This window comes from Mangrovimicrobium sediminis, assembly GCF_004745945.1.
Lineage (GTDB): Bacteria > Pseudomonadota > Gammaproteobacteria > Pseudomonadales > Halieaceae > Mangrovimicrobium > Mangrovimicrobium sediminis.
The window spans coordinates 46,422-70,678 of the sequence record NZ_SRLE01000007.1 but is presented as its reverse complement, the minus strand read 5'-3'; the positions used below and the strand labels follow the sequence as shown (position 1 = coordinate 70,678).

Annotated in this window: 23 protein-coding genes; 14 read left to right on the top strand and 9 right to left on the bottom strand. The window is 67.2% G+C overall.

The annotated features are described in order from the left end of the window. Positions 1 to 2: 2 nt before the first annotated feature. Complete coding sequence (locus tag E4634_RS09870; RefSeq protein ID WP_206046854.1) at positions 3 to 674, bottom strand: endonuclease/exonuclease/phosphatase family protein; 672 nt, start codon at positions 672 to 674, stop codon at positions 3 to 5. An 18-nt stretch (positions 675 to 692) separates the two neighbouring features. Further along, on the bottom strand, positions 693 to 2,816 hold the full coding sequence (locus E4634_RS09865; RefSeq protein WP_135443399.1) for a VTT domain-containing protein: 2,124 nt from the start codon (positions 2,814 to 2,816) through the stop codon (positions 693 to 695). Positions 2,817 to 2,995: 179 nt separating this feature from the next. Between E4634_RS09865 and E4634_RS09860 the strand changes: the two genes are divergently transcribed. The 4 genes from E4634_RS09860 (at position 2,996) to E4634_RS09845 (ending at position 8,070) form a co-directional block, all read left to right on the top strand. Further along, positions 2,996 to 3,367 (top strand): MbcA/ParS/Xre antitoxin family protein, encoded by a 372-nt coding sequence (locus E4634_RS09860; protein ID WP_135443397.1) that lies wholly within the window; start codon positions 2,996 to 2,998, stop codon positions 3,365 to 3,367. Beyond that, the gene (locus E4634_RS09855; protein ID WP_135443395.1) at positions 3,364 to 4,101 is read left to right on the top strand and encodes an RES family NAD+ phosphorylase; all 738 of its coding nucleotides are present in this window, start codon (positions 3,364 to 3,366) and stop codon (positions 4,099 to 4,101) included. Before E4634_RS09860 ends, E4634_RS09855 begins: the two co-directional genes overlap by 4 nt. Positions 4,102 to 4,201: 100 nt before the next feature. After that, complete coding sequence (locus tag E4634_RS09850; protein ID WP_135443393.1) at positions 4,202 to 5,968, top strand: tetratricopeptide repeat protein; 1,767 nt, start codon at positions 4,202 to 4,204, stop codon at positions 5,966 to 5,968. A 461-nt stretch (positions 5,969 to 6,429) separates the two neighbouring features. Beyond that, positions 6,430 to 8,070, top strand: a complete 1,641-nt coding sequence (locus tag E4634_RS09845; protein ID WP_135443391.1) for a mechanosensitive ion channel family protein — start codon at positions 6,430 to 6,432, stop codon at positions 8,068 to 8,070. A 21-nt stretch (positions 8,071 to 8,091) separates the two neighbouring features. Here E4634_RS09845 and E4634_RS09840 read toward each other — a convergent pair whose 3' ends face one another. After that, a complete protein-coding gene (locus E4634_RS09840) occupies positions 8,092 to 8,562 on the bottom strand; it encodes an FKBP-type peptidyl-prolyl cis-trans isomerase (protein WP_135443389.1) in 471 nt (156 codons plus the stop codon). 202 nt (positions 8,563 to 8,764) lie between these two features. Here E4634_RS09840 and E4634_RS09835 point away from each other — a divergent pair, with 202 nt between their 5' ends. The 5 genes from E4634_RS09835 (at position 8,765) to E4634_RS09815 (ending at position 15,637) form a co-directional block, all read left to right on the top strand. Further along, positions 8,765 to 10,204: a magnesium transporter gene (locus E4634_RS09835; protein ID WP_135443387.1), complete on the top strand. Its 1,440-nt coding sequence runs from the start codon at positions 8,765 to 8,767 to the stop codon at positions 10,202 to 10,204. 207 nt (positions 10,205 to 10,411) lie between these two features. Continuing rightward, positions 10,412 to 11,776, top strand: a complete 1,365-nt coding sequence (locus E4634_RS09830; protein ID WP_135443385.1) for an MFS transporter — start codon at positions 10,412 to 10,414, stop codon at positions 11,774 to 11,776. 124 nt (positions 11,777 to 11,900) lie between these two features. Further along, positions 11,901 to 13,931, top strand: coding sequence for a PQQ-dependent dehydrogenase, methanol/ethanol family (locus tag E4634_RS09825; RefSeq protein WP_135443383.1), 2,031 nt, complete (start codon positions 11,901 to 11,903; stop codon positions 13,929 to 13,931). A gap of 104 nt (positions 13,932 to 14,035) precedes the next feature. Continuing rightward, a complete protein-coding gene (locus E4634_RS09820) occupies positions 14,036 to 14,614 on the top strand; it encodes a TetR/AcrR family transcriptional regulator (protein ID WP_206046853.1) in 579 nt (192 codons plus the stop codon). 144 nt (positions 14,615 to 14,758) lie between these two features. Next, entirely contained in the window at positions 14,759 to 15,637 is an 879-nt protein-coding gene (locus E4634_RS09815; protein WP_135443381.1) for an SDR family NAD(P)-dependent oxidoreductase, read from the top strand. Positions 15,638 to 15,723: 86 nt separating this feature from the next. Here E4634_RS09815 and E4634_RS09810 read toward each other — a convergent pair whose 3' ends face one another. After that, entirely contained in the window at positions 15,724 to 16,308 is a 585-nt protein-coding gene (locus E4634_RS09810) for a nuclear transport factor 2 family protein (protein ID WP_135443379.1), read from the bottom strand. A 128-nt stretch (positions 16,309 to 16,436) separates the two neighbouring features. Between E4634_RS09810 and E4634_RS09805 the strand changes: the two genes are divergently transcribed. Then, on the top strand, positions 16,437 to 17,177 hold the full coding sequence (locus E4634_RS09805; protein ID WP_135443377.1) for an SDR family NAD(P)-dependent oxidoreductase: 741 nt from the start codon (positions 16,437 to 16,439) through the stop codon (positions 17,175 to 17,177). 18 nt (positions 17,178 to 17,195) lie between these two features. Here E4634_RS09805 and E4634_RS09800 read toward each other — a convergent pair whose 3' ends face one another. Then, a complete protein-coding gene (locus E4634_RS09800; protein WP_135443376.1) occupies positions 17,196 to 17,939 on the bottom strand; it encodes an IclR family transcriptional regulator in 744 nt (247 codons plus the stop codon). A 131-nt stretch (positions 17,940 to 18,070) separates the two neighbouring features. On the opposite strand from E4634_RS09800, the gene E4634_RS09795 reads away from it, so the two are divergent. From E4634_RS09795 to E4634_RS09785, 3 genes are read left to right on the top strand one after another with little or no spacing between them, the layout of a single operon-like run. Continuing rightward, a complete protein-coding gene (locus tag E4634_RS09795; protein ID WP_135443374.1) occupies positions 18,071 to 18,637 on the top strand; it encodes a UGSC family (seleno)protein in 567 nt (188 codons plus the stop codon). Beyond that, positions 18,634 to 19,773, top strand: coding sequence for a hypothetical protein (locus E4634_RS09790; protein WP_206046852.1), 1,140 nt, complete (start codon positions 18,634 to 18,636; stop codon positions 19,771 to 19,773). The genes E4634_RS09795 and E4634_RS09790 overlap by 4 nt, the downstream gene beginning before the upstream one ends. Positions 19,774 to 19,776: 3 nt before the next feature. Next, positions 19,777 to 20,640, top strand: a complete 864-nt coding sequence (locus E4634_RS09785; RefSeq protein ID WP_135443372.1) for a TauD/TfdA dioxygenase family protein — start codon at positions 19,777 to 19,779, stop codon at positions 20,638 to 20,640. Between the two features lie 24 nt (positions 20,641 to 20,664). Here E4634_RS09785 and E4634_RS09780 read toward each other — a convergent pair whose 3' ends face one another. From E4634_RS09780 to E4634_RS09765, 4 genes are all read right to left on the bottom strand, one after another. Next, positions 20,665 to 21,030 carry an EthD domain-containing protein gene (locus tag E4634_RS09780; protein WP_206046851.1) on the bottom strand — a complete coding sequence of 122 codons (366 nt, stop codon included), beginning with the start codon at positions 21,028 to 21,030 and terminating at the stop codon, positions 20,665 to 20,667. A gap of 18 nt (positions 21,031 to 21,048) precedes the next feature. After that, positions 21,049 to 22,131, bottom strand: a complete 1,083-nt coding sequence (locus tag E4634_RS09775; RefSeq protein WP_135443371.1) for an NAD(P)H-dependent amine dehydrogenase family protein — start codon at positions 22,129 to 22,131, stop codon at positions 21,049 to 21,051. 69 nt (positions 22,132 to 22,200) lie between these two features. After that, positions 22,201 to 22,947 carry an SDR family oxidoreductase gene (locus E4634_RS09770; protein ID WP_135443369.1) on the bottom strand — a complete coding sequence of 249 codons (747 nt, stop codon included), beginning with the start codon at positions 22,945 to 22,947 and terminating at the stop codon, positions 22,201 to 22,203. A 46-nt stretch (positions 22,948 to 22,993) separates the two neighbouring features. Continuing rightward, a complete protein-coding gene (locus tag E4634_RS09765) occupies positions 22,994 to 23,752 on the bottom strand; it encodes an SDR family NAD(P)-dependent oxidoreductase (protein WP_135443367.1) in 759 nt (252 codons plus the stop codon). Between the two features lie 181 nt (positions 23,753 to 23,933). Here E4634_RS09765 and E4634_RS09760 point away from each other — a divergent pair, with 181 nt between their 5' ends. Further along, positions 23,934 to 24,257 carry a 2Fe-2S iron-sulfur cluster-binding protein gene (locus E4634_RS09760; protein WP_135443365.1) on the top strand — a complete coding sequence of 108 codons (324 nt, stop codon included), beginning with the start codon at positions 23,934 to 23,936 and terminating at the stop codon, positions 24,255 to 24,257.

Below are 24,257 nucleotides of genomic sequence, written 5' to 3'. Positions count from 1 at the left end.
GTTTACAGCGCGAGGTCGATAACCAGCGGCAGGTGATCCGAGGCCTGCCGCGCCAGGGCCGAGCGGTGCACATGCACGTCGCGCAGCAGTGCGCGCGGCGCCACCCAGGCGCGGTCCAGCGCCAGCAGCGGTAATCGCGCGGGAAAGGTGGCGCGATGCGCACTGCGGCCGAGGCTATCATCCAGCCAGCGCAGCGGCCGCCCCCAGGGCCACCACTCGTTGAAATCCCCGAGCAGGATGCGCACATCGGCCTCGCCGCTGCTGCACAGGGGCTGGAGCCGGCGCACCTGCGTCCGACGCTCCCGCGCACCGAGGCCCAGGTGGGTGGCGACCAGCTGGATACGCCGACCGCCCCGCTCCAGTTGCAGCTCCAGCGCCCCGCGCGGCTCGCGTCCATCCACACCGATAGCATGCCGGTGCACCGCGCTGGCCGGCAGGCGGGTGAGCACCGCGTTGCCGTAGTGCCCGCGCTCGTCCTCGAAGGTCTTGCCGGCGTGGGCCTGCGTACCGGTAGCGCGCGCCAGCTTGGCCAGCAAGTCGTCGCGCGTGCCCGGCCGGTGCCCCACCTCCTGTAGTGCGACGACGTCGGCGTTCATTTCCCGGAGCACCGCCGCGATGCGCGCCGCATCCTCGCGCCCGTCGGCACCGATGGCGCGGTGGATGTTATAGCTCACGCAGCGCAAGGGCCGGCCTCAGTCCTCGTCGCGGCTGCGCCGCAGCCATTTACGCAGGCCCAGCATCAGCGCAACCACGCCGACGGTAACCGCCAGCAGCAGGCCGATGCTGGTCCAGTCCGGGTGGCGCAGGGAGGCGAGGATGCGGTCGGTGAGCAGGGTCAGGGCGAGGATTCCCGGCAGCAGGCCGAGCAGCGTGCCGATCATGAAATCGCGCAGGCGGATGTCCGAGATACCGGCGACGATATTGATCAGGGTGAACGGCGCCACCGGCAGCATGCGCAAGGTCATCACCGTCAGCACACCGCGTTTTGACAGCGAACGGCTCAGCCGGTTGACCCGGCTGCCGGCGAGCTTGCGCACCGCATTGCGGCCGAAGGCATGGCCCAGCCCAAAACCGACCAGTGCGGCGATCTCACCGCCGGCCAGCGCGTAGGCCATGCCGGTGAAGGTGCCGAACACCGCCACCGTGGCGACGATCAACAGGGTCAGCGGCACCATCGCCGTGCTGGCGAGCACGAACGCGCCGAGCAGCAGGAACGGGCCGGCCGGCGCCTCGCGCAGGTCCTGCGCCAGCGCCTGCAGGCGCTGCGGCTGCAGCCACTCCGCCATCGGTGTCCAGCGCCAAAGGGCCGCCAGACCCAGCAGCAACAGCACCAGGCCGCCGATCTGCAGCGCGTGGCGCAGGCCGTTGCCGCGCTCCACCGCGGGTACCAGGTAGTCGAAGAACGCCTCCGGTTCCACCGGCTGTTCCGGGTCGAGCACCGCGGCATCCGGCACCCAGGCATCGATGTTGTCGGGCACCTCAGTATCCAGTGGCATGAGCATGTGGCTGCGCGACGGCTCGCGCAGGGATTCGATCGCGGCGATCAGGCCGTCGCAGTCCTGCTCCGCGCGCTCGACCGCATCTACCTCGACACCGAGATGCTCGGCCAGCAGGTCGCGGCGCAGCCGGGCGATCTGCTCGCCGTGGGAGGGCTGTTCAGCGGCATCGATGACGAGGTCGCACTCGGCGTCGAGCCCCATGGAGCGGTTGCTGAGATTGGTCGAGCCGATGCGCACGAAGCGGTCGTCGATGATCATGCACTTGGCGTGCACGATCACGGAGACGTGTGGATCCTCCCCGGCGCGCACGTAGTACAGGCGCAGGCGGTCGTCCTGGTCTGCCTCGCGCAGGCTGCGCACCAGGCGGGCGCGCAGCACGTCCATGGTGTGCTGCTCCAGCCAGCCCTCGGTCTTCTCGGGCATGACCACCACCACCTGCGGGCCGTCCGCCTCGCGCAGGCGCGCCGCCAGCGCTTCACCCACGGCGTGGGAGCTCAGGTACTGGTTCTCGATGTAGATGAAGTCGCGCGCGGCGGCGATGCTGTCCAGGTACAGCTGCTGCGCCTCACCCACCGCGTCGCGCCCGGCATAGGCGGAGCGGGTGCGGGTAATCCCCACCGACACCTGCTCGAACTGCACGGCTACCTGCGCCGGCCAGGGATCGGGGCCGGCCGGCTCGAGCAGTTCCGGGGGCGACTCGTCCGCGGCCTGCCGCCAGCGCTCGCGCACCTGTTCCGCCAGCGCTGCCGCGGCCTCGCCGTCGAGCAGTACCTGCAGGTCGTGAAACGGCGGGTAGCGGCCGCCGCCGGGGGCCTCCCGGCGCGGCTCGTCGGCGCGGTGCTCGCGGGTATCCCAGCGGCACTGGGTAATGTCCAGGCCACCGGCAAACGCGATGGCGTCGTCGATGACCACGATCTTCTCATGCTGCGACGCCCCCACCGGGTGATTGCCGTCGAGGCAGAAGCGCACGCGATCGTGAGACTTCCAGCGCAGCCGGTAGCGCGGAAAGAACTCGCGTTCCATCGCGTAGATCATGGAAAAGTCCCAGCACAGGACGAAGATATCCAGCTGCGGCCGCTCCTCGGCGAGGGCGTCGAGCAGCGCGCCGAGGGTCTCGGGATAGCCGTCGTCCACCGGTTCGCGCACCAGCCGCAACTGGCTGTGGATATCCCAGCCGACTAGGAAGATGGCGCGACGGGCGTTGATACAGGCTTCGCGCAGGGCGCGGAAATAGTTTTCGCCATCGACCAGCACGGCGAGGCGCTCGGCTTCGGCAATGCGCCAGCAGTTGTCGCCCGCGCGCAGAATCGGTTGCATCGTGAGAGGGACCCCGGAGGTACAGCGAGTGGCACCAGCACCACCCTGCGCCCAGAGTATCACAGGGGCAAGCTGCCCGGTGGCCGAGGGGCGACGACCCGGCCACACGAAGTCTATATTGATACCTTAAATTACTTTTGGTATAAATATGAACACACCCATGCAAGGAGCGGCCAAACATGCAGAAAGCCCTCGCAGAAACATCGGACGCCGAACTGGTCACTCACGCCCTGGTCGAGGCCGGTCGCGAACTGGGCCTCAACCTCGGCCAGCTGGCCAGGGTCATCGGCGTCAGCGACTCCAGCATGAAGAACTATTCCCGCGGCGCCGCGGCGATCACCGCCGCCAAGCAACAGGAACTCTCACTGGGCCTGGTGCGGGTCTACCGCGCCCTGTTCGCCATCCTCGGCGGCGACAGCGCGCAGATGCAGCACTGGATGCACACCCCCAACCGCCACTTCCAGGAACAGGCGCCGGCGGCACTGGTGCAGAGCTACCAGGGCCTGGCTGAACTCAACGTCTACCTCGACGCGATGCGCGGCCGGCTGTGATCCCCGACACCCTGCTGGCGACGCGCCAGTCGCGCGGCCAGGTCTGGCGTATCGTCGAGAGCCAAGAGCAGGCGGCGACGCGCCGCATCACCCGCTCCGCCGCCGAGCAGTCGCGACTCGAGGAATTGCTGGATGCGCACAAGCCCGCCTACCTGCCGGGCAGTGAGCAACTCCACTGGCTGTTGCGCACGCCCTTCCGCTACCCGCCCCTGCGCCACGGCTCGCGCTTCGGCACACGCGTCGAGCCGGGCATCCTCTACGCCTCGCGCGAGCGCGAGACCGCGATGACCGAATCCGCCGTGTACCTCTGGCTGTTCCGCGCCGGTCCCCTGGACACCGGCCCGCTGGCGCGCATCGCCGATGCGCGCACAGCTATTCACTTCGGCCTGCGCCACCGCGCCATCTGCGACCTCACCCGCGAACCGGGCAGTGGCCACCGCAAGCGTCTTTCCGACCCCGCCGACTACAGCTTCTCCCAGGCGCTGGGCGCGCGCCTGCGCGAGACCGGCGCCGGCGGCATCTGGTTCCACTCGGCGCGCGCCCCGCACGGCGTGAACGCGGCCATCCTCTCGCCGGCGGCGATCCCCCCGGGCATGGAACCGCGCCAGGAACACTGGCAACTGCACCTGGACGCGCGGGCCTGCTGGTGGGGACGCGCTGGCGGCGAGTCCTTCGAGATCCCCTTCGCCAGCGTCGCCGGGAGGGACGGGCGTATCCCCCACCCCTGCCTTTAGCCGCAGGATTCTGTATTAGCCGCAGGCTTCCGCATCAGCCGAAGCTTGTCGCATCAGCCGCAGGCTGCCGCGTGCAGGCCGCGCGGCTATACTGGGCGACATGCGCAACTTCCTCCACGAATGCCGGCGCCGCCACGTCGACCGGGCGGCCATGTTCTATCTCGCCGCCGCCTGGCTGATCGTACAGGTGGCCGAGACGACGTTGCCGCTGTACGACGTCGACGACGCCGTCATCCGCTGGGTGGTACTGCTGCTGGCAATCGGTTTCCTGCCGACCCTGGCCCTGGCCTGGGCTTTCCAGTGGTCGCCGCAGGGACTGCGCACCCAGGAAGAGGCGGACCAGGAAAACGCAAACGCACCCGCAATGCCCGCCTCGCGCACCGGCGACCGCGTGATCATCGTCGTGCTCGCCCTGGCCGTCACCCTGTTCGCGGTCGACCGCTTCGCCCTGCGCCAGGAGACCAGCGCACCGACCATCGCCGTGCTTCCCTTCGCCGACCTCACCGCGACCGGCGACCAGGCCTACTTCGCCGACGGCCTCGCCGAGGAACTGCTCAACCAGCTGGCCCGCAACACCTCGCTGCTGGTCGCCTCGCGCACATCCTCGTTCCGCTTTCGCGACAGCCAGCTGCCGTTGGAGGACATCGCCCGCCAGTTGCGCGTGGACCACGTGGTGGAGGGCAGCGTGCGCCGCGACGGCGAGCGCATTCGCGTCACCGTGCAGTTGATCGAGGCCAGCGGCGGCTTCCACCTGTGGTCGAACACCTACGACGCGCTGTTCGAGGATATCTTCGCCATCGAGGACAGCATGTCGACGCAGATCGCGGAGGCCCTGCAGGCGAGTGTCCTCGGAGACACCGCGACCACCGGGGAGCCGGACCCGGAAGCCTACGCGCTGTTCCTGCAGGGTCGCTACCGCGCCTACCAGGGCTCGGAGGAGGCGCTGGAGGCGGCCACCGGGTTCTACCGCCAGTCGCTGGCGGTGGACGCGGCATTCCCCCAGGCCTGGTCGCAGCTGGCCGCGGTCTACCTCAATCGCGCCGCCAGCGGCTTCATCGATTACGACGAGGGCTACCGCCTCGCCGAGGAAGCGGCCCTGCACGCGGTGGAACTCGACCCGCGCTATGCGCCGGCCTACGACAAGCTCGCCTCCGTAGCGTTCTGGTACCGGGCGGACATCGGCGACGCGGTAACCAACGTCAACCGGGCCGTGGAGTACTGGCCGCAGAACATCCATGCCCTGGACATGCCCAGCCTGTTGCTCGAGGCGCTCGGGGAACTGGATACCGCCATCGCCCTGCTCGAAACCAGCGTCGAGCGCTCGCCGGTGGACGCGATCGTGCGCAACAACCTCGCCCTCGCCTACCTTTACGCCGGTCGCTACGCCGATGCCCAGCGCGAGTTCGGGCAGGTGCTGGCACTGAGCGAGGACTACAGCGCCGCGCGCAATCACCTCGCCGAAGCCCTGTTGCTGCAGGGCCGGTACCGCGAGGCACTGGCCGCCTGGGAGGCGGAGACCGACCCGGCCTACCGCGACAAGGGCCGCGCGCTGGCCTACTACTCATTGGGAGAAAGCGAACGCGCGGATGCGGCACTGGAGCACTTCATCGCGACCTGGGGCGAGCAATGGCCCTCGGAGGTCAGCCACATCCACGCCTGGCGCGGCGAGCCGGACGCCGCCTTCAGCTGGCTGGAACAGGAACTGGCCACCTACGGTCCCGGCGGCTGGGGCGAGTGGAAGCTGCAACCGCTGTACGCGAAGCTGCACGACGACCCGCGCTGGCAGGCCTTCCTGCAACGGGTGGGAGTCAGTGACGCACAGCTGGCGAAGTACCGCATCCGCCTGGCGCTGGATGCGGGGCGCTGAAACGCGAGCCCCAGTGCGCCGCGAACCGTACCGGGGTCAGCGTCGCAGCCCTGGCCCCCAACTTCCGCATCGCGATCCGTACCGGGGTCAGAGTCGCGACTCTGACCCCTGAGTTCGCAACACAACTCGCCCGGCCATTAAAAAAGCCCGCACGAAGCGGGCCCAGGAAAACGGGGATGCAGAGACCGGCAAACCGCGCCGGACACTGCTCTCCAGGGGCAGGAACGCAAAACTGCCCCGGTTCGGTCCCACACAAAGCAAGGCACGTGCCAGTCGTTAAAAATCAACGACTTGGCCGACAGTAAGGCGTCCGCACCAGCGCCACTGTAAAGATTACTGACACCCCCACTGCTCCACAGAATGGGGCTGGACTTGACCCGCGCTCTGGTCCATAACTGTCCCCAAACGGGGGCGCCGATCGGGCAGCTCCCGCCGGGCCAGCCGCTCACCGGGGGACAACCATGCGCTTCGCCACCTTCGCCCTGCTGTCACTGTTACTGGCCGGCATTGCCGCGCCCGCACAGCCACAAGCCGCCATCCCCGCGTCCCAACCCGTGGAGTTACCCCGCGCGGACGACGGCACCCTGAGCGCGGAGGTGCGCCTGGACGGCCGCTCCCTGTTCCGGGTGCGCGGCATTTCCGCCCTGCCCGCCCGCGAGCGGGCTGCCAACATCCTGGCGAATATCGTTGCCGCAGCGGACGATCCGCAGGTGGACCCTGCACAGCAGCGCTTCACGGCAGTCAACGGCTATTACGCGCTGTATATCGACGGGCAGTTCATCGCCAACCTGCTTCCCGAGGACGCCGCCATCGAGCACGTGCAACTGCCGGTGCTGGCCGAGGTCACCGTGGAGCGCGTCGCCCAGGCCATCAGCGAGTACCGCGAGGCTCGCAGCACCAGCCGGCTGTTGCGCGCGACCGGCGTACTGGTGCTGTTCACCCTGCTGGCGGCGGCATTGCTGTACGCCGTCAACGCCCTGTTCCGCTGGTTCAGCCGGCTCACGGAGCGCGCCGTCAAACAGCGCATCGAGGGCCTGGAGCGCGCCTCGCACCGGATTATCGACGCCGCGCAGTTGTGGGGCTTCCTCGGCAGCCTGGTGCGCGGCCTGCGCGCCATCGCCCTGTTCGCCATCGTGCTCACCTGGCTCAACGCGGCGCTGGGCCTGTACCCGTGGACGCGGCCCTTCGCCAGCGACATCTTCCACCTGGTACTGAACCCACTGGAGAAAATGGCCCGCGGCGTCGTGCAGTCGCTGCCGGACCTGGTGTTCCTGTTCGTGCTGACCTTCGTCGTGCGCTTCATCCTGCGCGCGACCCACACCTTCTTCCTGCGCATTCACCGCGGCTGGATTCACCTTGAGAACTTCGATCGCGACTGGGCGCTGCCGACCTACCGCATCGTGCGCATCCTGGTCATCGCCTTCGCCCTGGTGGTGGCCTACCCGTATATCCCGGGTTCGGACTCGGAGGCGTTCAAGGGCGTGAGCATCTTCCTTGGCGTGGTGTTCTCGATCGGATCCTCGTCCTTCATCGCCAACATGATCGCCGGCTACAGCCTCACCTACCGCGGAGCGTTCCGCGAGGGCGACCGGGTGCGCATCGGCGAGCACGTGGGCGAGGTGGTCAACGTGCGCGCGCTATCCACCCAGCTGCGCTCACTGAAGAACGAGGATGTGAACATTCCCAACTCCGAGGTGCTGGCCTCGGCGGTGGTCAACTACAGCACTTACTCGCGGGACAAGGGCATCATCCTGCACACCGACGTCGGCATCGGCTATGACACGCCGTGGCGGCAGGTGGAGGCGCTGCTGCTGATGGCCGCGGCGCGTACCGATGGCCTGGAGAAGGAGCCACCGCCCTTCGTACTGCAGACGGCGATGGGCGACTACACCGTGGTCTACCAGCTCAACGCGTTCTGCAAGGACGCCACACGCATGCCCGCCCTGTACAGCGCGCTGCACGGCAATGTCCAGGATGTGTTCAACGAGTACGGCGTGCAGATCATGTCGCCGAGTTATGAGGCGGACCCGGAGGCACCCAAGCTGGTGCCACCGGAGCAGTGGTACGCGGCGCCGGCCTCACCACCCCAGCCCGAGGGCTGAACGGCGGGCCGGCGCTACGAATCAGTGCACGTGGCCGTGCGCGATTTCTTCTTCGCTGGCTTCGCGGACATCCACCACCTGCACATCGAAGTTCAGGGGCTGACCGGCCAGCGGGTGGTTGGCATCGACCGTGACGTTATCGCCCTCGACGCTCTTCACCACGATGCGCTGGGCCTGGCCGCTGGGGCTGCGCGCCTCGAAAGCCATGCCGGGTTCGACGTTCTCCACGCCCTGGAAGGCGGACATCGGCACCACGTCGATAAGCTCCGGGCGCACTTCGCCGTAGGCCTCTTCGGGGTCGATGCGCACCTGCAGTGAGCTGCCCGCAGACTTGCCCACCAGCGCTTTTTCCAGGCCGGGGATGATATTCCCGGCACCGTGCAGGTAACTCAGCGGCTGACCGCCCTCGGAGCTGTCCAGGACGGCGCCCGCGTCATCCGTCAGTTTGTAGTGGAAGCTGGCGACCAGTTTGTCTCCAATCAATAGACTCATAGGTTTTGTCCCTTAGGCTGAGAGTGTTCCCCGGGTGGGGCTACCCGAGCGAGCCCATATTCATGCGAGACAGGAAGAGGATCAGCGGGACTGAACGTAAACGCAGGACACAAATAAAAACTGTCGAGTAGACTTTCAGTATAAGGCCCCTCCCCGTCGAGTCAACGCGGGAGGGACACGCGCCCGCCACGGGGAAACCAGTATGAACCAGCCTACCGGCAGCGACAGCGCCGCACTCGACAAGCGCCTGCGCCCCGTCCTGGAGGCGCTCGAGCGCTTCCAGGTGATGGACGAGATCCACGCGCGCCAGCCCCACCGCCAGGCGGACGTGGAGAGCGCGTTGCTGCGCAGGCAGCAGGATGCGGAACTGGCGCGACGGCTGTCCGCCCTGGAGGGCGCGGACGCCGCGCAACTGCTCGAGATGCTGCCCGGCGCCGCGCGCTATCGCGTGTGGGACACGCTGCCGACCACCCTGGCCGGCGAGGCGCTGGAGGAGGTCACCGGGCAGGTTGCTGAGGACCTGGTCGGCGCCACCGGGGACGAGCGCCTGGTAGAAGTACTGGGGGCACTGGACCCGGAGGAACTCAGCGCGTTGCGCCAGTACATCCCGGCGGAGGTGTTCGCGCGGCTGGAAGCACAGATGGAGGCCCTCGCCCGGCGCCAGTTACGCACCAGTTCCGAATACCCGCTGGGCAGCGTCGGCGCGCTGATGGGCCACGACTTCGTCTCGCTGCCCGTCGCAGGTGACGTCGCCAGCGCGGTGGCGGCCCTGCGCGAGCGCCAGCCGCTGCCGGAGCAGACCGACCAGGTGTTCCTGCACGATGAATACCAGCGCTTTGCCGGCGCGGTGACCGTCACCGACCTGCTGTTGGCGGAACCCGACACACCGCTGCGCGAACTGCTGCGCGAGGACAGCTTCAGCCTGCAGCCGGAGGAGTCCGGGGATCGCGCCAGCCAGGCCTTCGAGCGCTACGACCTGATCTCGGTACCGGTGGTCGACCGCCGCCGCTACCTGATCGGCCGGCTCACGGTGGAGAGCGTCATGGACCACGTGCGCGAGCGCGCCGAGGACCAGGCCCTGGCCAGCGCCGGCCTGAGCGAGGATTCCGACCTGTTCGGGCCGATCTGGCGCGGTGCGCGCGAACGCTGGCCATGGCTGGCCACCAACCTGCTCACCGCGTTTGTCGCCACGCGCTTCATCGCCCTGTTCGAGGGCAGCCTGCAGCAACTGGTCTCGCTGGCGGTGCTGATGCCGATCATCGCCAGCATCGGCGGCAACGCCGGCAACCAGACCATCGCCCTGTTCGTGCGCGGTCTCGCCCTGGAGCAGATCAAGCGCGAGAACAGCCGCTTCCTGCTGCGCAAGGAGCTGGCTATCAGCCTGATCAACGGCACTATTTGGGGCGGCCTGCTGGGTGGCGTGGCCACCGTGTTCTATCGCGACCTCGCCCTGGGCCTGGTGATGGCGGTGGCGATGACCCTCAACCTGGTAGTGGCGGCACTGGTCGGCGTGGCCTTCCCGCTGCTGGCCGCGCGACTCGGTCGCGACCCCGCGCTGGGGTCCAGCGTGGTGCTCACATTCACCACCGACAGCATGGGCTTTCTCATCTTCCTGGGCCTTGCCACGCTGGTGTTGTTGTGACCTGCCCGACGCTACGCGGGGCTAGCCAGGGCCGCGCCTAATGTCCGTACAGTAAATAAGACCGCCCGGTACCGCCGGCGACGAACTGTGCTATCGTTGTCGAGCTATCGTTCCCGCACTCCCTCCCCATTGCGTTGCGACCGCGGCGACCCCGCGGGGAACGGTGACGCTTTGAACGGCGCGATAAAATAATAAACGGAACGACCCATGAGCCAGCACGGCAAGCACGCAGCAGGTAACGGCCCCGCCTCCCCCGCCATCGGCTGGTATTCGACGATACTGCTGGCGGTGCTGTACTGGCTGTCGCTGCTGGACCGCAGCATCATTTCCCTGCTGGTGGACCCGATCAAGGCCGACATCGGTATCAGCGACGTGCAGTTCGGCATGCTGCACGGCTTTGCCTTCGCCATTACCTTCTCCCTGTTCGGGCTCGCCGCCGGCACCCTGGCCGACCGCTTCAGCCGGCGCACGATCATCTTCGTCAGCGTGGCCATCTGGTCACTCGCCACCGCCGCCTGCGGCATGGCGCGTGATTTCTGGCACCTGCTGCTGGCGCGGGTCGGGGTCGGCGCCGGCGAGGCCGGCCTCAACCCCTGCGCCACCTCGATCATCACCGACCTGTTTCCCCCTGCGCGCCTGACCCTGGCGCTGGCGGTGTATTCCCTGGGCGCCTCCGCGGGCGCGGGCTGCGCCTTCCTGTTCGGCGGCCTGCTGATCGAAACGGTCTCGGAGCTGGACAGCGTGACCCTGCCGCTGGTGGGCGACGTGCGCCCCTGGCAGGCCGTGTTCTATATCATCGGCATTCCAGGCGTGTTCATCGCCCTGCTCGCTTTCACCATGCCCGAGCCGCGCCGCCGCGGTGTGCGCGCGCAGCCCGCCGGTGACTCCGTACTCGGCAATGTATTCTCCGGCTACCCGGACCTGCTGCGCTTCATCCGCTCGCGCGGCCGTTTCTTCGCCTGCCACTACTTCGGCTTCGGCCTGGCCTCCATCGGTTTCACCGGCGGCCAGGCCTGGTACGCCGCGCACATGGGCCGCAGCTTCGGCTGGAACGCCGGGGAGATCGGCCTGGGTATCGGCATCGCCATGCTCATCGGCGGCTTCGCCGGCAAGTTCATCTGCGGCTTGAGCGTCAGCGCGCTGTACCGGCGCGGCTACAAGGATGCCCAGTTCCTGTGGTTCAGCGGCTGCCTGCTGGTGGCCACGCCGATTGCCATGATCGCCGCCACCAGCGCCAGCCCCTGGGTGTTCCTGGCCGGCATCTGCCTGTTCATGCTGTTGCTGTCGCCGTTTACCGCGCTGTACGTTGCCGCGTTGAACCTGGTCACACCGAACGAGTTGCGCGGCACCGGCGTCGCCTTCTTCGGCGCCACTGTCGGGCTGATCTCGCTGGCCCTGGGTCCGGTCACCATCGCCGTGTTCTCCGACTATCTGTACGGCGGCAACGCCATCGGTGCCGGCATCGCCACCCTGGTGGCCCTGTGCTGCCCGCTGGCGGCGCTGATCCTGTTCCTGGGCCGGCGTTCGATGGTCGAGGCGGTCACCGCGGCCGAGGCCTGGAGCGAGTCCTGAACCGCGCCCCGGGCGCAGGCGCGCCCTGTAATACCACGGGACCGAAAACCCACAACAGCTGTTTTAGCAATCGCGCGATGCGCCGCTTAGCCTGTTGCGCACGCATGACCACGGGAGCCATAACATGCACAACAAACTCCTCACCCGACTCGCGCTGGCGGCCGCGCTCAGCACACCCGGCGCGGCCCTGCACGCGGCCACCGGCGCCGCCGACAACTGGCTGGCGCCGGGCGGCGGCGCCGACGAGAGCAGCTACAGCCAGCTGGCGCAGATAACACCCAAGAACGCCGGTCAGCTCGGCCTGGTGTCCTACCTCGACCTGCCCGGGGAGGTGTCGCTGGAGGCCACGCCGCTGGCGGTGGACGGCGTGCTCTACTTCAGCGGCAGCTACGCGGCGGTGTACGCGGTAGAGGCGCTCAGCGGCAAGCTGCTGTGGCGCTACGACCCCGAGGTGTGGAAGCACAACCCGCACAAGATGGGCATGGCGGTAAACCGCGGTGTGGCCTACGAGGACGGCCGCGTGTTCGTCGCCTCCATCGACGGCCGGGTGCATGCGCTGGACGCAAAGAGTGGCGATGTACTGTGGATTGCCGAGAGCATCGATCCGGACATGCGCAACAACAGCACCGGCGCCCCGCGCACCTTCGACGGCAAAGTCATCATCGGCAACGGCGGCGCGGATTTCGGCGCCCGCGGTTTCGTCACCGCCTTCGACGCGGCCACCGGCAAGCGCCTGTGGCGCTTCTTCACCGTGCCCGGCTCGCCGGAGCAGAACAAAGGCGACCCGGTGATGGAGCGCGCCGCAAAAACCTGGAGCGGCGAATACTGGAAGACCGGCTCCGGCGGCACCGTATGGAACGGCATCACCTTCGACCCGGAGTTGAACCGCCTGTACATCGGCACCGGCAACGGCGGCCCCTACGACGTGAGCAAGCGCAGCCCCGGCGACGGCGACAACCTGTACCTGGCGTCCATCGTCGCGCTGGACGCCGATACCGGCGAGTACATCTGGCACTACCAGGCCAACCCGCGCGAGGCCTGGGACTACAAGTGCACGGCGAACATGATCGCCACTACCCTGGAGATCGACGGCAAGCCGCGCAAGGTGCTGATGCAGGCGCCGACCAACGGTTTCTTCTACGTGCTCGACCGCGAGACCGGCGAGCTGATCTCCGCGGAGAAAATCGGCAAGGTGACCTGGGCCGAGCGCATCGACCTGGAAACCGGCCGGCCGGTGGAGAACCCCGGTATCCGCTACGACACGGACCAGGCCGTGATTTTCCCCGCCACCACCGGGGCGCACAACTTCCAGGCCATGTCCTGGAACCCGCAGACCGGCCTGGTGTACATCCCCTACATGCAGATGGGCACCCTGTTCCGCCGCGGCAAGGCCGAACCCGGGGAGTTCGAGTTCGGCGGCATCGTGATGAAGAACGTGCTCGAGGAGCCGGGGGACGGCAAGGGCAAGCTCATCGCCTGGGACCCGCTGCAACAGGCGCCGCGCTGGAGCGTGCCGCAGGAGACCATCTGGAACGGCGGCACCCTGGCGACGGCCGGCGGCCTGGTGTTCTGGGGCACCGGTGACGGCTATTTCAGTGCCTTCGATGCCAGCAACGGCGAGCGCGTGTGGCGCTACTACGCCGGGCTCGGCATCATCGGCGGGGTGAGCAGCTACACGGTGGATGGCAAGCAGTACGTCTCCGTACTCACCGGCTACGGCGGTTCCGCGTCGGTACTCAGCGACTTCATGGACGTGGGTTGGCGCTACGGGCTACAGCCGCGGCGCCTGCTCACCTTCGCCCTGGGTGGGGATACCGCCCTGCCCCCCAGCCCGCCGCCGGACCTGGGTGTCTACCCGGTGGACGACCCCGAGGTTACCGTCGACCCGGCGGACGCCGAGGCCGGGCGTTTCTTCTATACCATTCGCTGCTCCGCCTGCCACGGCCAGAACCTGAACGCCGCCGGTGGCCCCGCCCCGGACCTGCGCGAGTCGCGCCTGGCACTGTACGAGGACAGCCTGTGGTCGGTGGTACACGACGGTATCCTGCTGCCGCGCGGCATGCCGCGCCTGGCCGACCTCAGCCGCGAACAAGTGCGCCAGATTCACGCGTTTATCCGCACCGGGGCGCGGGAAGCACTGGCCGCACAGCCGTGATGCCCGGGGCGCGCTTGACAGCGGCGCGCGGCCACCTGTAGCTTTCCTCGCTTGCGCGCCCAGCCCACTCCGGGCGCGCCAGCGCTGAAAGAGGAACCGCCGTTTTGGCAGCGACCCGAAGAATGGGCTCTATCGAGTCCGAAAAAGCGGAGGCCATGCTCGACGCCGCCGAGATCATCCTGCGCGACGAGGGCTACGCCGCGCTCACCTCGCGGCGCGTGGCGGAGCAGACCGGCGTCAAGCAGCGCCTGGTGTACTACTACTTCCAGACCATGGACGACCTGGTGCTCGCCGCCTTCAAACGCCTGGTGCAGCGCGACAAGCAGCGCCTCGAGGGCGTACTGAAGTCCGACACACCCCTGCACGAGATCTGGAACATCTGTATGAACACCGCCGATGCGCGGCTGGTGGCGGAGTTCATGGCTCTGGCCAACCACCACGAGGGCCTGCGTGAGTTGGTCATCGACTACATCGAGGAATCGCGCAAGGTGCAGGTGCGCGCGCTGAAAAAAGCACTGCAGGCCAGCGGCCTGGATACCAGCCGCTACTCCCCGGACGCCATCGCCTTTATCGGCAGCAGCATCGCCCTGGCGCTGAATCGCGAAAGCGCACTCGGTATCGGCAAGGGTCACCGCTCGGTGAACAAGCTGGTGAAGGAATTCTTCGCCACCCTGGAGCCCTGAAGCTCGGCACCGCCCGGCACGCCGGCGACGCGCGCTATCACAATGACGAACGCACTGGTGTATACTCTCGTTGCGGGCTGAGCGCCCGGGTCGCCCGCGCACGCGTAGCGGCCGGCTTGAAACGTCTTGAACCGGGAAACCAGCATGGATAACAACAATATCGTCGCCGTCGTCACCGGCGCCAGCCGCGGTGCGGGTCGCGGTATCGCCATCGCCCTGGGCAGCTATGGCTGCACCGTCTACGTCACCGGGCGCTCACAGAAGCCGGAGGACGCGCCAAAAGTCGGTGATACGCGCCTGCCCGGCACTATCTACGAAACCGCCGATGCGGTGACCGCCGCCGGCGGCAAGGGCATCGCCGTGCGTGTGGACCAGGCTGACGACGATGAAATAAAGGCACTGTTCGAACAGGTGGAACGCGAGCAGGGCAAGCTCGATATCCTGGTCAACAACGCCTTCCCCAACCTGCCGGCCATGACCCAGCCGGGCAACTTCTGGGAAAAGCCGCTGGACCTTGTCGACATGCTAGAGGTGGGCGTGCGCGGCAACTACGTGGCCTCCTGGTACGCCGCGCCGCTGCTGATGAAAAATGGCGGGCTCATTGTGTTCACCTCCGCCTCCGGCGCATCCCACTACGTGTTCGGCCCGGTGTATGGCGCGCACAAGGCGAGCCTGGACAAGTTCGCGGCGGACATGGCGATCGACTTCAGGGACCAGGGCGTCGCCTGCCTGTCGATCTGGATGGGCAGCCTGCTCACCGAGCGCATGCAGGCTATGATCGACATGGAGCCGGACAAGTACGGTTACCTCAAGGACGTGCTGGAAACCCCGGAGTTTACCGGCCACGTGATCTGGGCCCTGTTCAGGGACCCGGAGCTGATGGCCAGGAGCGGGCAGACCATCATCGGCGCCGAGGCGGCGCTGGAGTACGGGGTGAAGGACGCCAGCGAGCGCCAGCCGCCCTCCTACCGCGAACTCTACGGTGTGTACCCGCGGCCGCAGTTCGAGAAAATTATTCGCTAGCTTGGCCGCTTGGCCGGGCCAATTTGCTGCAGCGACACATCAGAAAAAATCGTATCTGACCCCACTCTCGCGCTGCAGATCGAGCACTACCACCGCACGCCCTCGCTGCGTGGCTGGGCGACGACGGGCCGCTGGTAGGACGGGTCGTTGCCGTCCCACAGCGCCTTGAGGAAACCCTTCACGTTCTCCGAGTGCACCCAGCCGCCATCGGTGGTGGCGCTCATCTCTATGGTGCAGCGCCGCGTCAGCATACGCCATTCACCGTCGCGCTTTTCCAGCTGGTCGAGATAGCGGCCCATGGCGATGGTGGTGGTCTGGTCATCCAGCCAGAACAGGCCGCCGATAACGTAGGACTCACAGTAGGCGGTGTCGCCATCGATCTCGCACAGGTGATTGGTGATGTTGTGGCTGGTCATGTTGAACAGCGCGCGGTGCCCGGCGTTGGCGCGCTCGGCATATTCAGGCGCCCGGGTGATCAGCGGACCGTGTTCGTCCTGGCCGTCCTCCCACCAGCAACTGTTGATCTGCGCCACGTCCTGGCGGTCGCGGGCGCGGCTCTCGCGCTGGATGCAATCGATAATCTGCTGGCGGTTTTCCAGTTGCTCGATCGCGCCTTGAGCTGTTTGAATTCTTCTTCCAGAGCCATTGCTGGGGTGCCTCCCGGTTGCCATTACTGTGTCGACCGCGACGCACGATACGCGCTATCAAAGTGATGAACAAGCTTGTACACAACCGCGAACCGCGAGTAGTATCCGGCGCTGCATCGCGACCACAACAACACAAGAACAGGAGCAGCAGCATGTCATTACAGGGCAAAACCGCCGTCGTCACCGGCGCAGCACGCGGCCTGGGCCGCGCCATCAGCCAGCGACTGGCGGAGGATGGAGTGAACATTTCCGTGTGGGACCTCAACCTGGAGGGCGCCGAGGAGACCGCGGCCATGCTGCGCGAGATGGGCGTCAAGGCCATCGCCTGCAAGACCGACACCTCCAGCGCGGCGGACATCGCCGCGGCGGTGGAGCGTACCCACGCCGAACTCGGCCACATTGGTATCCTGGTCAACAACGCGGCGCTCTCGCCGTTTTGCAAGTTTGAGGAGCTCACCGAGGAGGCCTGGGACCGGCTGATGGCGATCAACCTGAAGGGCCCGTTCCTGTGCTGCAAGGCGATCCTACCGGAGATGGTCGAGGCCGGCTGGGGCCGCATCATCAACATCTCGTCGTCGTCCGCACAGACCGGCGCCAACCGCATGGCGCACTATGTCGCCTCCAAGGGCGGCGTCATCGGCTTCACCAAGGCGCTGGCGCTGGAATACGCCACCAGCGGCGTCACCGTGAACAACGTGCCGCCGAACTTCGTCGACACCGAGGGCCTGCGCGAAGCGCCGCTGGACGTCGATGCCTTCGCCCAGACCACGCCGATGAAGCGCCCCGGCAAGCCGCGCAACATCGCCGCCGCCGTCGCCTTCCTCGCCTCCGAGGACGCCGACTACATCACCGGCCTCACCCTCGGCGTCAACGGCGGCCGCTATTGCAACTAACCCCACTCACTGTCGGGGTCAGGGCTGTTCGTTCAGGAAGTCAGTGACCGCGCTGCGTAGCAGTTCGCCCAGGGTGTCGATGCGCGGTTCGATGCGCGACACCGGGCCGCCGAGGGCGAGGGCGCAGCGGCGGTCGCCGAGGGGAAACGGGACGGCAATGCCGGCGACGCCGGGGGCGAACATCTCGAGGTTGAGGTACCAGCCCTGGCGGGCCTGCGCGTGCAGGTCGGCCTCGACGTCGTCGGCGCAAAGGAAAGTGTCGCCGGCGTAGCGCTGGTACTTGATGCGACCGAGCACCGCGCGCAACTCCGCCGGCGAGTACTGCGCGAGTATCGCGCGGCCCGCGGAAGCGACGTGGATGGGCAGGCGCTGGCCGACGTTGGCGATGAAACGGATGTCGGCCGATGACTCCACCACATCGAGGAATACCGCGCTGGTACCCTCCGCCGCCGCCAGGCAGGCGGTCTCGCCGGTCTCCCGCGACAGCGACTCCAGCAACTCGTGCACTGAGGCCGGCAGCGGCTGCGCCTCCCCCACCGCACGGGCAAACTCCATCCAGCGCGAGGTCGGGTAGTAACCGCCGCGCGCCGCCGGCTGGTACAGGTAGCCCTCGTCCACCATCGTCGTGACCATGTTGAACACGCTGGAGCGCGGCCAGCCGAATTCGTCGACGATCTCGCGCACGGACAGCGGCCGCCGCTCGCGGGCGAACAGATCCATGAGGCTGAACAGGTTACCGAGTTGCCGCACATGCGTTGACATCAGGGCGTAGACGCTCCAATATTATCCAGAATAGTGAATAATATAGTCCAGCATTCTGGACTTTACAAGCAGCAGCCGGATGCACCAAACCGCACCCGGTCATCGCGCAAACTCCAACGGAGGCAATAACAATGGCGATAGGCAGCGTACTCGACCCGACCGCACTGCGGGCGGATGACATCACCTCCCCCGGCCCCGAGGCCGGCCCCCTGGCGGGCAAGACCGTGGGCTTCCGCCTCGACGAGATCTGGCGCGCCTGGGACTGGATGGCGGAAATCTGGGGCGAGGAATTTCGCAAGGCCGGCGCCGAGGTGAAGATGTGGCGCTCGCACCAGGGCCGCACCGGCGCGGCCGGTGAACGCGTCGCCGCCGAGCTCGACGCCTTCCTGGAGAGCATCGACATCGCCGTGGTCGGCCTCGCCAACTGCGGCTCCTGCACCGGCTGGACCGTGCGCGATGCCCTCGCCGCGGCCGAGAAGGGCCTGCCCACCACCGCCGTGTGCACCGAGGTGTTCGAGGAACTCGCCCACAACCTGGCGCGCCGCGGCGGGCGCTCCGGCCTGCGCCTGCACGTGCTGCCCTACCCGCTGAACGAGAAGGAACACGACGAGGTCGCCGCCGTGGCGCGCGCACACTTCGACGGCCTGCTCGACGCCATGGGCGTCGGCGCCGCCGCGCTGAAGGAGGCCGCAGTATGAGCCGGAGCATCAGCCAGGGCGCGGTAAAACAGGAAAAAGTCGTCAACCTGCGCGACTGCGGCCCGGAGGGCTGCGACATCGACTGGCTCTCCAGCCAGAAACACGAGGTCGAGGTCGACGACGTCATGGCCTTCACCGAGGAAGCCACTGCGCGCGGCTGGGGCGACGGCCTGCCGTTGATCCCGCCCACCGAGGCCCGCGTGCGCCAGTTCCTGTCGAAGAACAACCGCTACGCGGACGAAGTGATCTGCACCCTGCCCCCGGCGGATGGCGAGTGCACGGTTGAGAAGATCGCCATCAACGCGGTCATGGCCGGCGCCAGCGCGGAGTCCCTGCCACTGCTGATCGCCGCACTGGAAGCGATGGGCGACCCGGACTTCGAACTGTTCGGCCTCAACACCACCACCGCGCCAGTGCTGCCGCTGACCGTGGTCAACGGCCCGGTCCGCGAGCGCCTGGACATCCCCTACCGCCACGGTTGCCTGGGCGGCGCGCGCACCCAGGCGGTGGCCATCGGCCGCGCCCTGCGCCTGGTCATCCGTAACGTCGCCGGCCAGGAGGCCAACGTCACCTCGCAGACGACGTTCGGCTCGCCCGGGCGCATCGGCGGCATCCTGTTCGGCGAGTGGGAAGAACGCTCGCCCTGGGCGCCCTTCGCCGAGCGCCGCGGCGTGCAGGGCGATGCGGTGTCGGTCTACGGCACCATGGGCACCATGAACATCATCGACACCACCTCCACACGCGGCCCGGAATTCCTCGAGATGATCGGCAAGTCGCTGGGCTACCCCGGCGCCAACGGCTACTCCCCGGCCATGCCCTTCGCCGAGATGATGGTGGCGATCAACCCGGTGTGGGCCGAGATCATCCACCGCGATGTGCCGAGCCTGGAGGACGTGCAGGAAATCATCTGGACCAATACCGGCATCGACGCCGACCGCCTGCTGCCCAAGCACCGCGAACAACTGGAAGCGCAGGACCGCATCATCGGCGGGCGCGCCTATGTCAGCGTGGAGCCGAAGGATGTGCTCATCGTCTGCTGCGGCGGCACCGGCGGCCTGCACGCCACCGGTTTCCACAGCTTCGGCAGCTGCATCACCCAGACCCGCGCCATCGTGCCGGGTCCGCAGGAGGGCTGAACCATGGAAGCGCACGCAATCAGCGAGAAAATCCGCTTCGAGCGGATCACGCCGAACCTGGGTGCCTACGCCCATGTCGCGCCCCAGGACATCGTCGCCGACGGTGTCCCGGACCGCATCCTGGAAGCGCTCACCGAGTACGGCGTGCTGGTGTTTCCGCAGTTGAACCTCAGCGACGAGCTGATGGTCGAGCTCACCGGCTGTATGGGCGACCTGGAAAAACCCGTGGCCACGGCGGACGGTTCCGACACCGCCAACAAGGGCATCTACCCGATATCCCTGGCGAAGAGCGACAAGAGCCAGCGCGAGTACGTGATCGGCAACAACTGGTGGCACATGGACGGCACTTCCTACAGCGTGCCGGGCAAGGCCACCCTGCTCAAGTGCGAGCAGCCGCCGAGCGCCGGCGGCGACACCGAGTTCGCCCACCTGTTCGCCGCCTGGGAAGCCATGCCCGAGGAACGCAAGCGCGAACTGGAAAACCTGCACGTGGTGCACTGCCTGGAAGCGGTGGGCCGCAAGTTCAAGCCCGACTACGACGTCGAGGACCAGGCTCGCTGGCACAAGGTGTTCCCGCCCACCGAGCACCCGCTGGTGTGGCACCAGAAGAGCGGACGCACCTCGCTGGTGATCGGCTCAACCGCCTGGGGAATCCGTGAATTGCCGGAGGATGAGGGCAGCAAACTGCTGGACGAACTGGTCGAGTATTGCACCCAGGACGAATTCACCTACCGCCACCACTGGCACAAGGGCGACCTGGTGATCTTCAACAACCCCGGCCTGCTGCACCGCTCACAGCCCTACGATGAGGCCTCGGGGCGACTGATGCACCGCACCACGATCAAGGGCTCAGAGGCAATCGCCTGAACCCGTGATACCCGCGCGACGCGCTCAGCGCGTCGCGACTTCCTCCACCGTACAGAACCGTGTCTTGCTGCGGTCGAACAGCTTCTTCTCGTCCTCGACCACCTCGTCGGGCATGATGCTGGTGGACAGGTACTGCACGGTACCGCGGTAGACCGCCTCGTCGGAGAACCACAGCTCCGTGATCACGTCGTAGGGCATTTCCGTGGTTTCACCGCTCGCCGCATCGGGCATCGGGTCCAGGTAGCGCCGCAGGTAGCGGTCCACGCCGCCGGCGTATTTCAGGCACAGCGGCACGTGGTGGTTCTCGTAGTAGTCGCGAAACTCCGCCATGGACAGGTCCGAGCGACGCTTCATGAACAGCAGGATCTTGTAGGTCGTGGGTTCGCTCACGGGGCCTCCCTGCGCGCCTCAGCCCAGGCGCGAGATGATTTGTGGCATTTCGGCGGAGGTGCGGATACCCGGCGCTGCCGCGCACACATAGGGCACGCAGTTGACCCCGCGCTGGGCGGTGTAGCCCGCCATCACCAGCGGCATTTCCTCCGGCGAGCAGTCCACCGGCATGCCGATGTAGATATCCAGCGGGGTATCGCCTTCCAGTTGCACGCGCCAGCCGTTCTCGCGAATCGACCAGTCGGCGTCGAGGTCAGTAGTGCAGAACCAGTTGGCGCGAAACTGCAACAGCGGCTTGCCGTCACGCATGCCGGCGACGGTGAAGCGCATGGCGGCGACGGTACCGGCCTCGATGGCGCGGCCGCCCATCAGCGGAATGCGCTCGCGCGCCACGGCGTTTTCCGCGGTGGTCTGGATATCGTCGAAGGACAGCCCCAGCGCCTGCGCCACCACGTTCAGCGACTGGCCGAAGTTCGCCGTCATGTGATGCACCAGGTGCGGGTTGGACGCCTCCTCCGGGGTGCCGCCATAGCGCAGCACGTCGAGCAACATCTCGTCCGAGCAGCTGGCGGTCATGTCGGCGAACTCGTCGATGGTCAGGCAGTCCAGGCGGCGGGCGATGGACGTGAGCACCAGCGGGAAGGCCTCGGTGATGAAACCGGGGCTGATGCCGGTGCTGTGGATGCTGGCGCCGCCCTCCTCGCAGGCCGCCTCGACCCGCCGGCGCAGTTCCTGGTCCATGCGCGGCGGGCTGTGGAACTCACCGCGCGAGGTGACGATGTTGATCCCGGCACCGAGGATGGCGCAGATATCGTCGGCATCGTAGCCCTCCTGCATGTACATCACGCAGTCCGGCTTGAGGGCGATAACGTCGTCCACACTGCGGGTGGCGGCGATACCGAGGTGGCCGCGGTCACACAGTTCGCCGATATCGCGACCCGCCTTGGATTCAGAGTGTACCCACAGGCCGACCAGGTCCATGTCCGGGTGATCGATAATCGCCCGCATGCTGCTGGTGCCGACCCTGCCGGCGGACCACTGCACGACCCGGTAACGCTTGCCGGCCGGGGGTAGCGCCAGGGAGGTTTGCTGCTCGGCCATCGTTATTCTCCTTAAATGCGGCAGAGGCTGGAAAAGCTGCAGTGTAGCACGCCCAAAGTGGACGATTGATCACTTTGTCGGCGTGAGCCAGATCTCGTCGACGTTGACACGCGGATGCTGAGCCAGCGCATAGCAGATTGCGGCGGCGATATCCCCGGCCTGCATCGCCGTGCTGTTGTACAGGTGCTCGCGCATGGCGTCGCGCGCCCCGGGCTCGGCGATAGTCTCGGCGATCTCGGTGTGGGTCGCGCCGGGCTCGACGATGGTCACGCGCACCCCCTGCGGCCCCACTTCACGGCGCAGGCCGCCGCAAAAAGCGGTGATAGCGTGCTTGCTGGCGGCGTAGGCATTGTTGGTGGGCGCACCAGGGCCCTTGGCGGCGTTGGAGGACACGGTGACGATATGTCCCGCCCCGCGCTCGAGCATGCCCGGCAGTACCGCGCGGCTCCAGTACATGGGGCCCAGCAGGTTGATATCGAAGGTATCGCGCCAGTCCGCGGCGTCGGCGCCGACGATGCCGCCGGGGCGGATGATGCCCGCGTTGTTGACCAGGATATCCACCTGCCCGAAGTGCGCGATGACCGCGGCTACCGTGGTCCCGGCCTGCGCCTCGTCGGCGACATCGGCGGCGAAGGCAGCGGCCTCTCCGCCGGCCGCGGCGATCTCCTCGCACAGCGCCGTGAGGCGTTCCCGGCGCCGGGCGACCAGGGCCACACGCGCGCCCTGCGCCGCCAGCAGGTTTGCGGTGGCGGCACCGATACCGGCGGAAGCGCCGGTGACGATGGCGACCTTGCCCTTGAGCAGGTTAGTACTCATGGAATCTCCCACTTGTTATTTTCCGGCGCGGGCGCGCCGCGAACCACTATACCGCGGTGCCGCCGTTGATGCCGATCAGTTGCGCGGTGATGTAGCCCGCATCTTCCGAGGCAAAGAATGCGACGGTGGCGGCGACCTCCTCCGCCCGTCCCATGCGCGGGATCGGGTAAGCGGCGAGCATCTGCTCCAGCGGCACCGGGAACTTGCCGCCGTCGATCGCGCGGCGCGCCATCGGCGTGTCCACCAGGCCCGGCGCCACCGCGTTGACGGTAATGCCCTTGCGCCCCACTTCCAGCGCCAGCGAACGGGTCATGGAGACAATGCCGCCCTTGGCCGCCGAGTAGTGCACCATATTCGGCCCGCCGGTCTGGGCGGCGATCGAGGCGAAGTTGATGATCCGCCCCCAGCCCTGCGCCTCCATGTCCACCAGCGCCGCCTGGGTGACATTGTAGGTGCCGTTGAGGTTAATCTCGATAATGCGCGACCAGGTGTCCGGTTCGATCTCCTCGAAGGGCGTGAAGTCCTCGACGCCGGCATTGTTGACCAGCACGCCGATCGGCCCGAACGCCGCGCGCAGTTGCTCCAGCGCCGCGGCCACCTGCGCGCGGTCGGCGATGTTCGCGGTGAGTGCGAGCGCCCGCCCGCCTTCGGCGTTGATCGCCGCGGCCACCTCGGCGGCGGTCTCGCCATTGATATCGAGGACCCCCACGGCCATGCCGTCGCGCGCCAGGCGCCGGCAACAGGCCTCGCCCATACCCACGGCGCCGCCGGTGACCAGGGCTGTTCTAGAACTCGTGTTCGTCATGGTGTTCGCATTCCTTATTTTTATTGCCTGCAGACGCAAATCGGCTGGCGATAACGCGCCACTGCGGCAGTGATTTATTGAAACGGCCGGGGCGGTAATATAACCTCATAAGCGGCTCAAAGCTCAACCGCGGCGCGCAGTGTGCCGCCTGGTGACATGATTACAATAACGGGCAGACACCATGGTAAAAATCATCTACAAGGAATCCGACGGCACCGAGCACCCCACCGACCTGGAACCCGGCGTTTCGGTCATGCAGGGCGCGCTCAACAACGGCGTGCCCAGCATCCTCGGCGAGTGCGGCGGCCAACTGGCCTGTGGCACCTGCCTGGTCTATGTCGACCCCGCCTGGCGCGACAAGACTGGCGAGCCGGAGGAAATGGAGGAAGCTACACTCGAGTTGCACGCCGACAACCCCCACGAGGGCAAGCGCCTGAGTTGCCAGATCAAGGCCAGCGACGAACTCGATGGACTGGTGGTACACCTGCCCGACAGCCAGTACTGA

Excerpts from the sequence above, each read along its gene's own strand:
- E4634_RS09775 (WP_135443371.1), bottom strand. The coding sequence starts at position 22,131 with ATGGCCGAGCAGCAAACCTCCCTGGCGCTACCCCCGGCCGGCAAGCGT.
- E4634_RS09845 (WP_135443391.1), top strand. The coding sequence starts at position 6,430 with ATGCGCTTCGCCACCTTCGCCCTGCTGTCACTGTTACTGGCCGGCATT.
- E4634_RS09850 (WP_135443393.1), top strand. The coding sequence starts at position 4,202 with ATGCGCAACTTCCTCCACGAATGCCGGCGCCGCCACGTCGACCGGGCG.
- E4634_RS09765 (WP_135443367.1), bottom strand. The coding sequence starts at position 23,752 with ATGACGAACACGAGTTCTAGAACAGCCCTGGTCACCGGCGGCGCCGTG.
- E4634_RS09760 (WP_135443365.1), top strand. The coding sequence starts at position 23,934 with ATGGTAAAAATCATCTACAAGGAATCCGACGGCACCGAGCACCCCACC.
- E4634_RS09795 (WP_135443374.1), top strand. The coding sequence starts at position 18,071 with ATGGCGATAGGCAGCGTACTCGACCCGACCGCACTGCGGGCGGATGAC.
- E4634_RS09860 (WP_135443397.1), top strand. The coding sequence starts at position 2,996 with ATGCAGAAAGCCCTCGCAGAAACATCGGACGCCGAACTGGTCACTCAC.
- E4634_RS09835 (WP_135443387.1), top strand. The coding sequence starts at position 8,765 with ATGAACCAGCCTACCGGCAGCGACAGCGCCGCACTCGACAAGCGCCTG.
- E4634_RS09815 (WP_135443381.1), top strand. The coding sequence starts at position 14,759 with ATGGATAACAACAATATCGTCGCCGTCGTCACCGGCGCCAGCCGCGGT.
- E4634_RS09770 (WP_135443369.1), bottom strand. The coding sequence starts at position 22,947 with ATGAGTACTAACCTGCTCAAGGGCAAGGTCGCCATCGTCACCGGCGCT.
- E4634_RS09865 (WP_135443399.1), bottom strand. The coding sequence starts at position 2,816 with ATGCAACCGATTCTGCGCGCGGGCGACAACTGCTGGCGCATTGCCGAA.
- E4634_RS09790 (WP_206046852.1), top strand. The coding sequence starts at position 18,634 with ATGAGCCGGAGCATCAGCCAGGGCGCGGTAAAACAGGAAAAAGTCGTC.
- E4634_RS09800 (WP_135443376.1), bottom strand. The coding sequence starts at position 17,939 with ATGTCAACGCATGTGCGGCAACTCGGTAACCTGTTCAGCCTCATGGAT.
- E4634_RS09830 (WP_135443385.1), top strand. The coding sequence starts at position 10,412 with ATGAGCCAGCACGGCAAGCACGCAGCAGGTAACGGCCCCGCCTCCCCC.
- E4634_RS09785 (WP_135443372.1), top strand. The coding sequence starts at position 19,777 with ATGGAAGCGCACGCAATCAGCGAGAAAATCCGCTTCGAGCGGATCACG.
- E4634_RS09840 (WP_135443389.1), bottom strand. The coding sequence starts at position 8,562 with ATGAGTCTATTGATTGGAGACAAACTGGTCGCCAGCTTCCACTACAAA.
- E4634_RS09825 (WP_135443383.1), top strand. The coding sequence starts at position 11,901 with ATGCACAACAAACTCCTCACCCGACTCGCGCTGGCGGCCGCGCTCAGC.
- E4634_RS09805 (WP_135443377.1), top strand. The coding sequence starts at position 16,437 with ATGTCATTACAGGGCAAAACCGCCGTCGTCACCGGCGCAGCACGCGGC.
- E4634_RS09810 (WP_135443379.1), bottom strand. The coding sequence starts at position 16,308 with ATGGCAACCGGGAGGCACCCCAGCAATGGCTCTGGAAGAAGAATTCAA.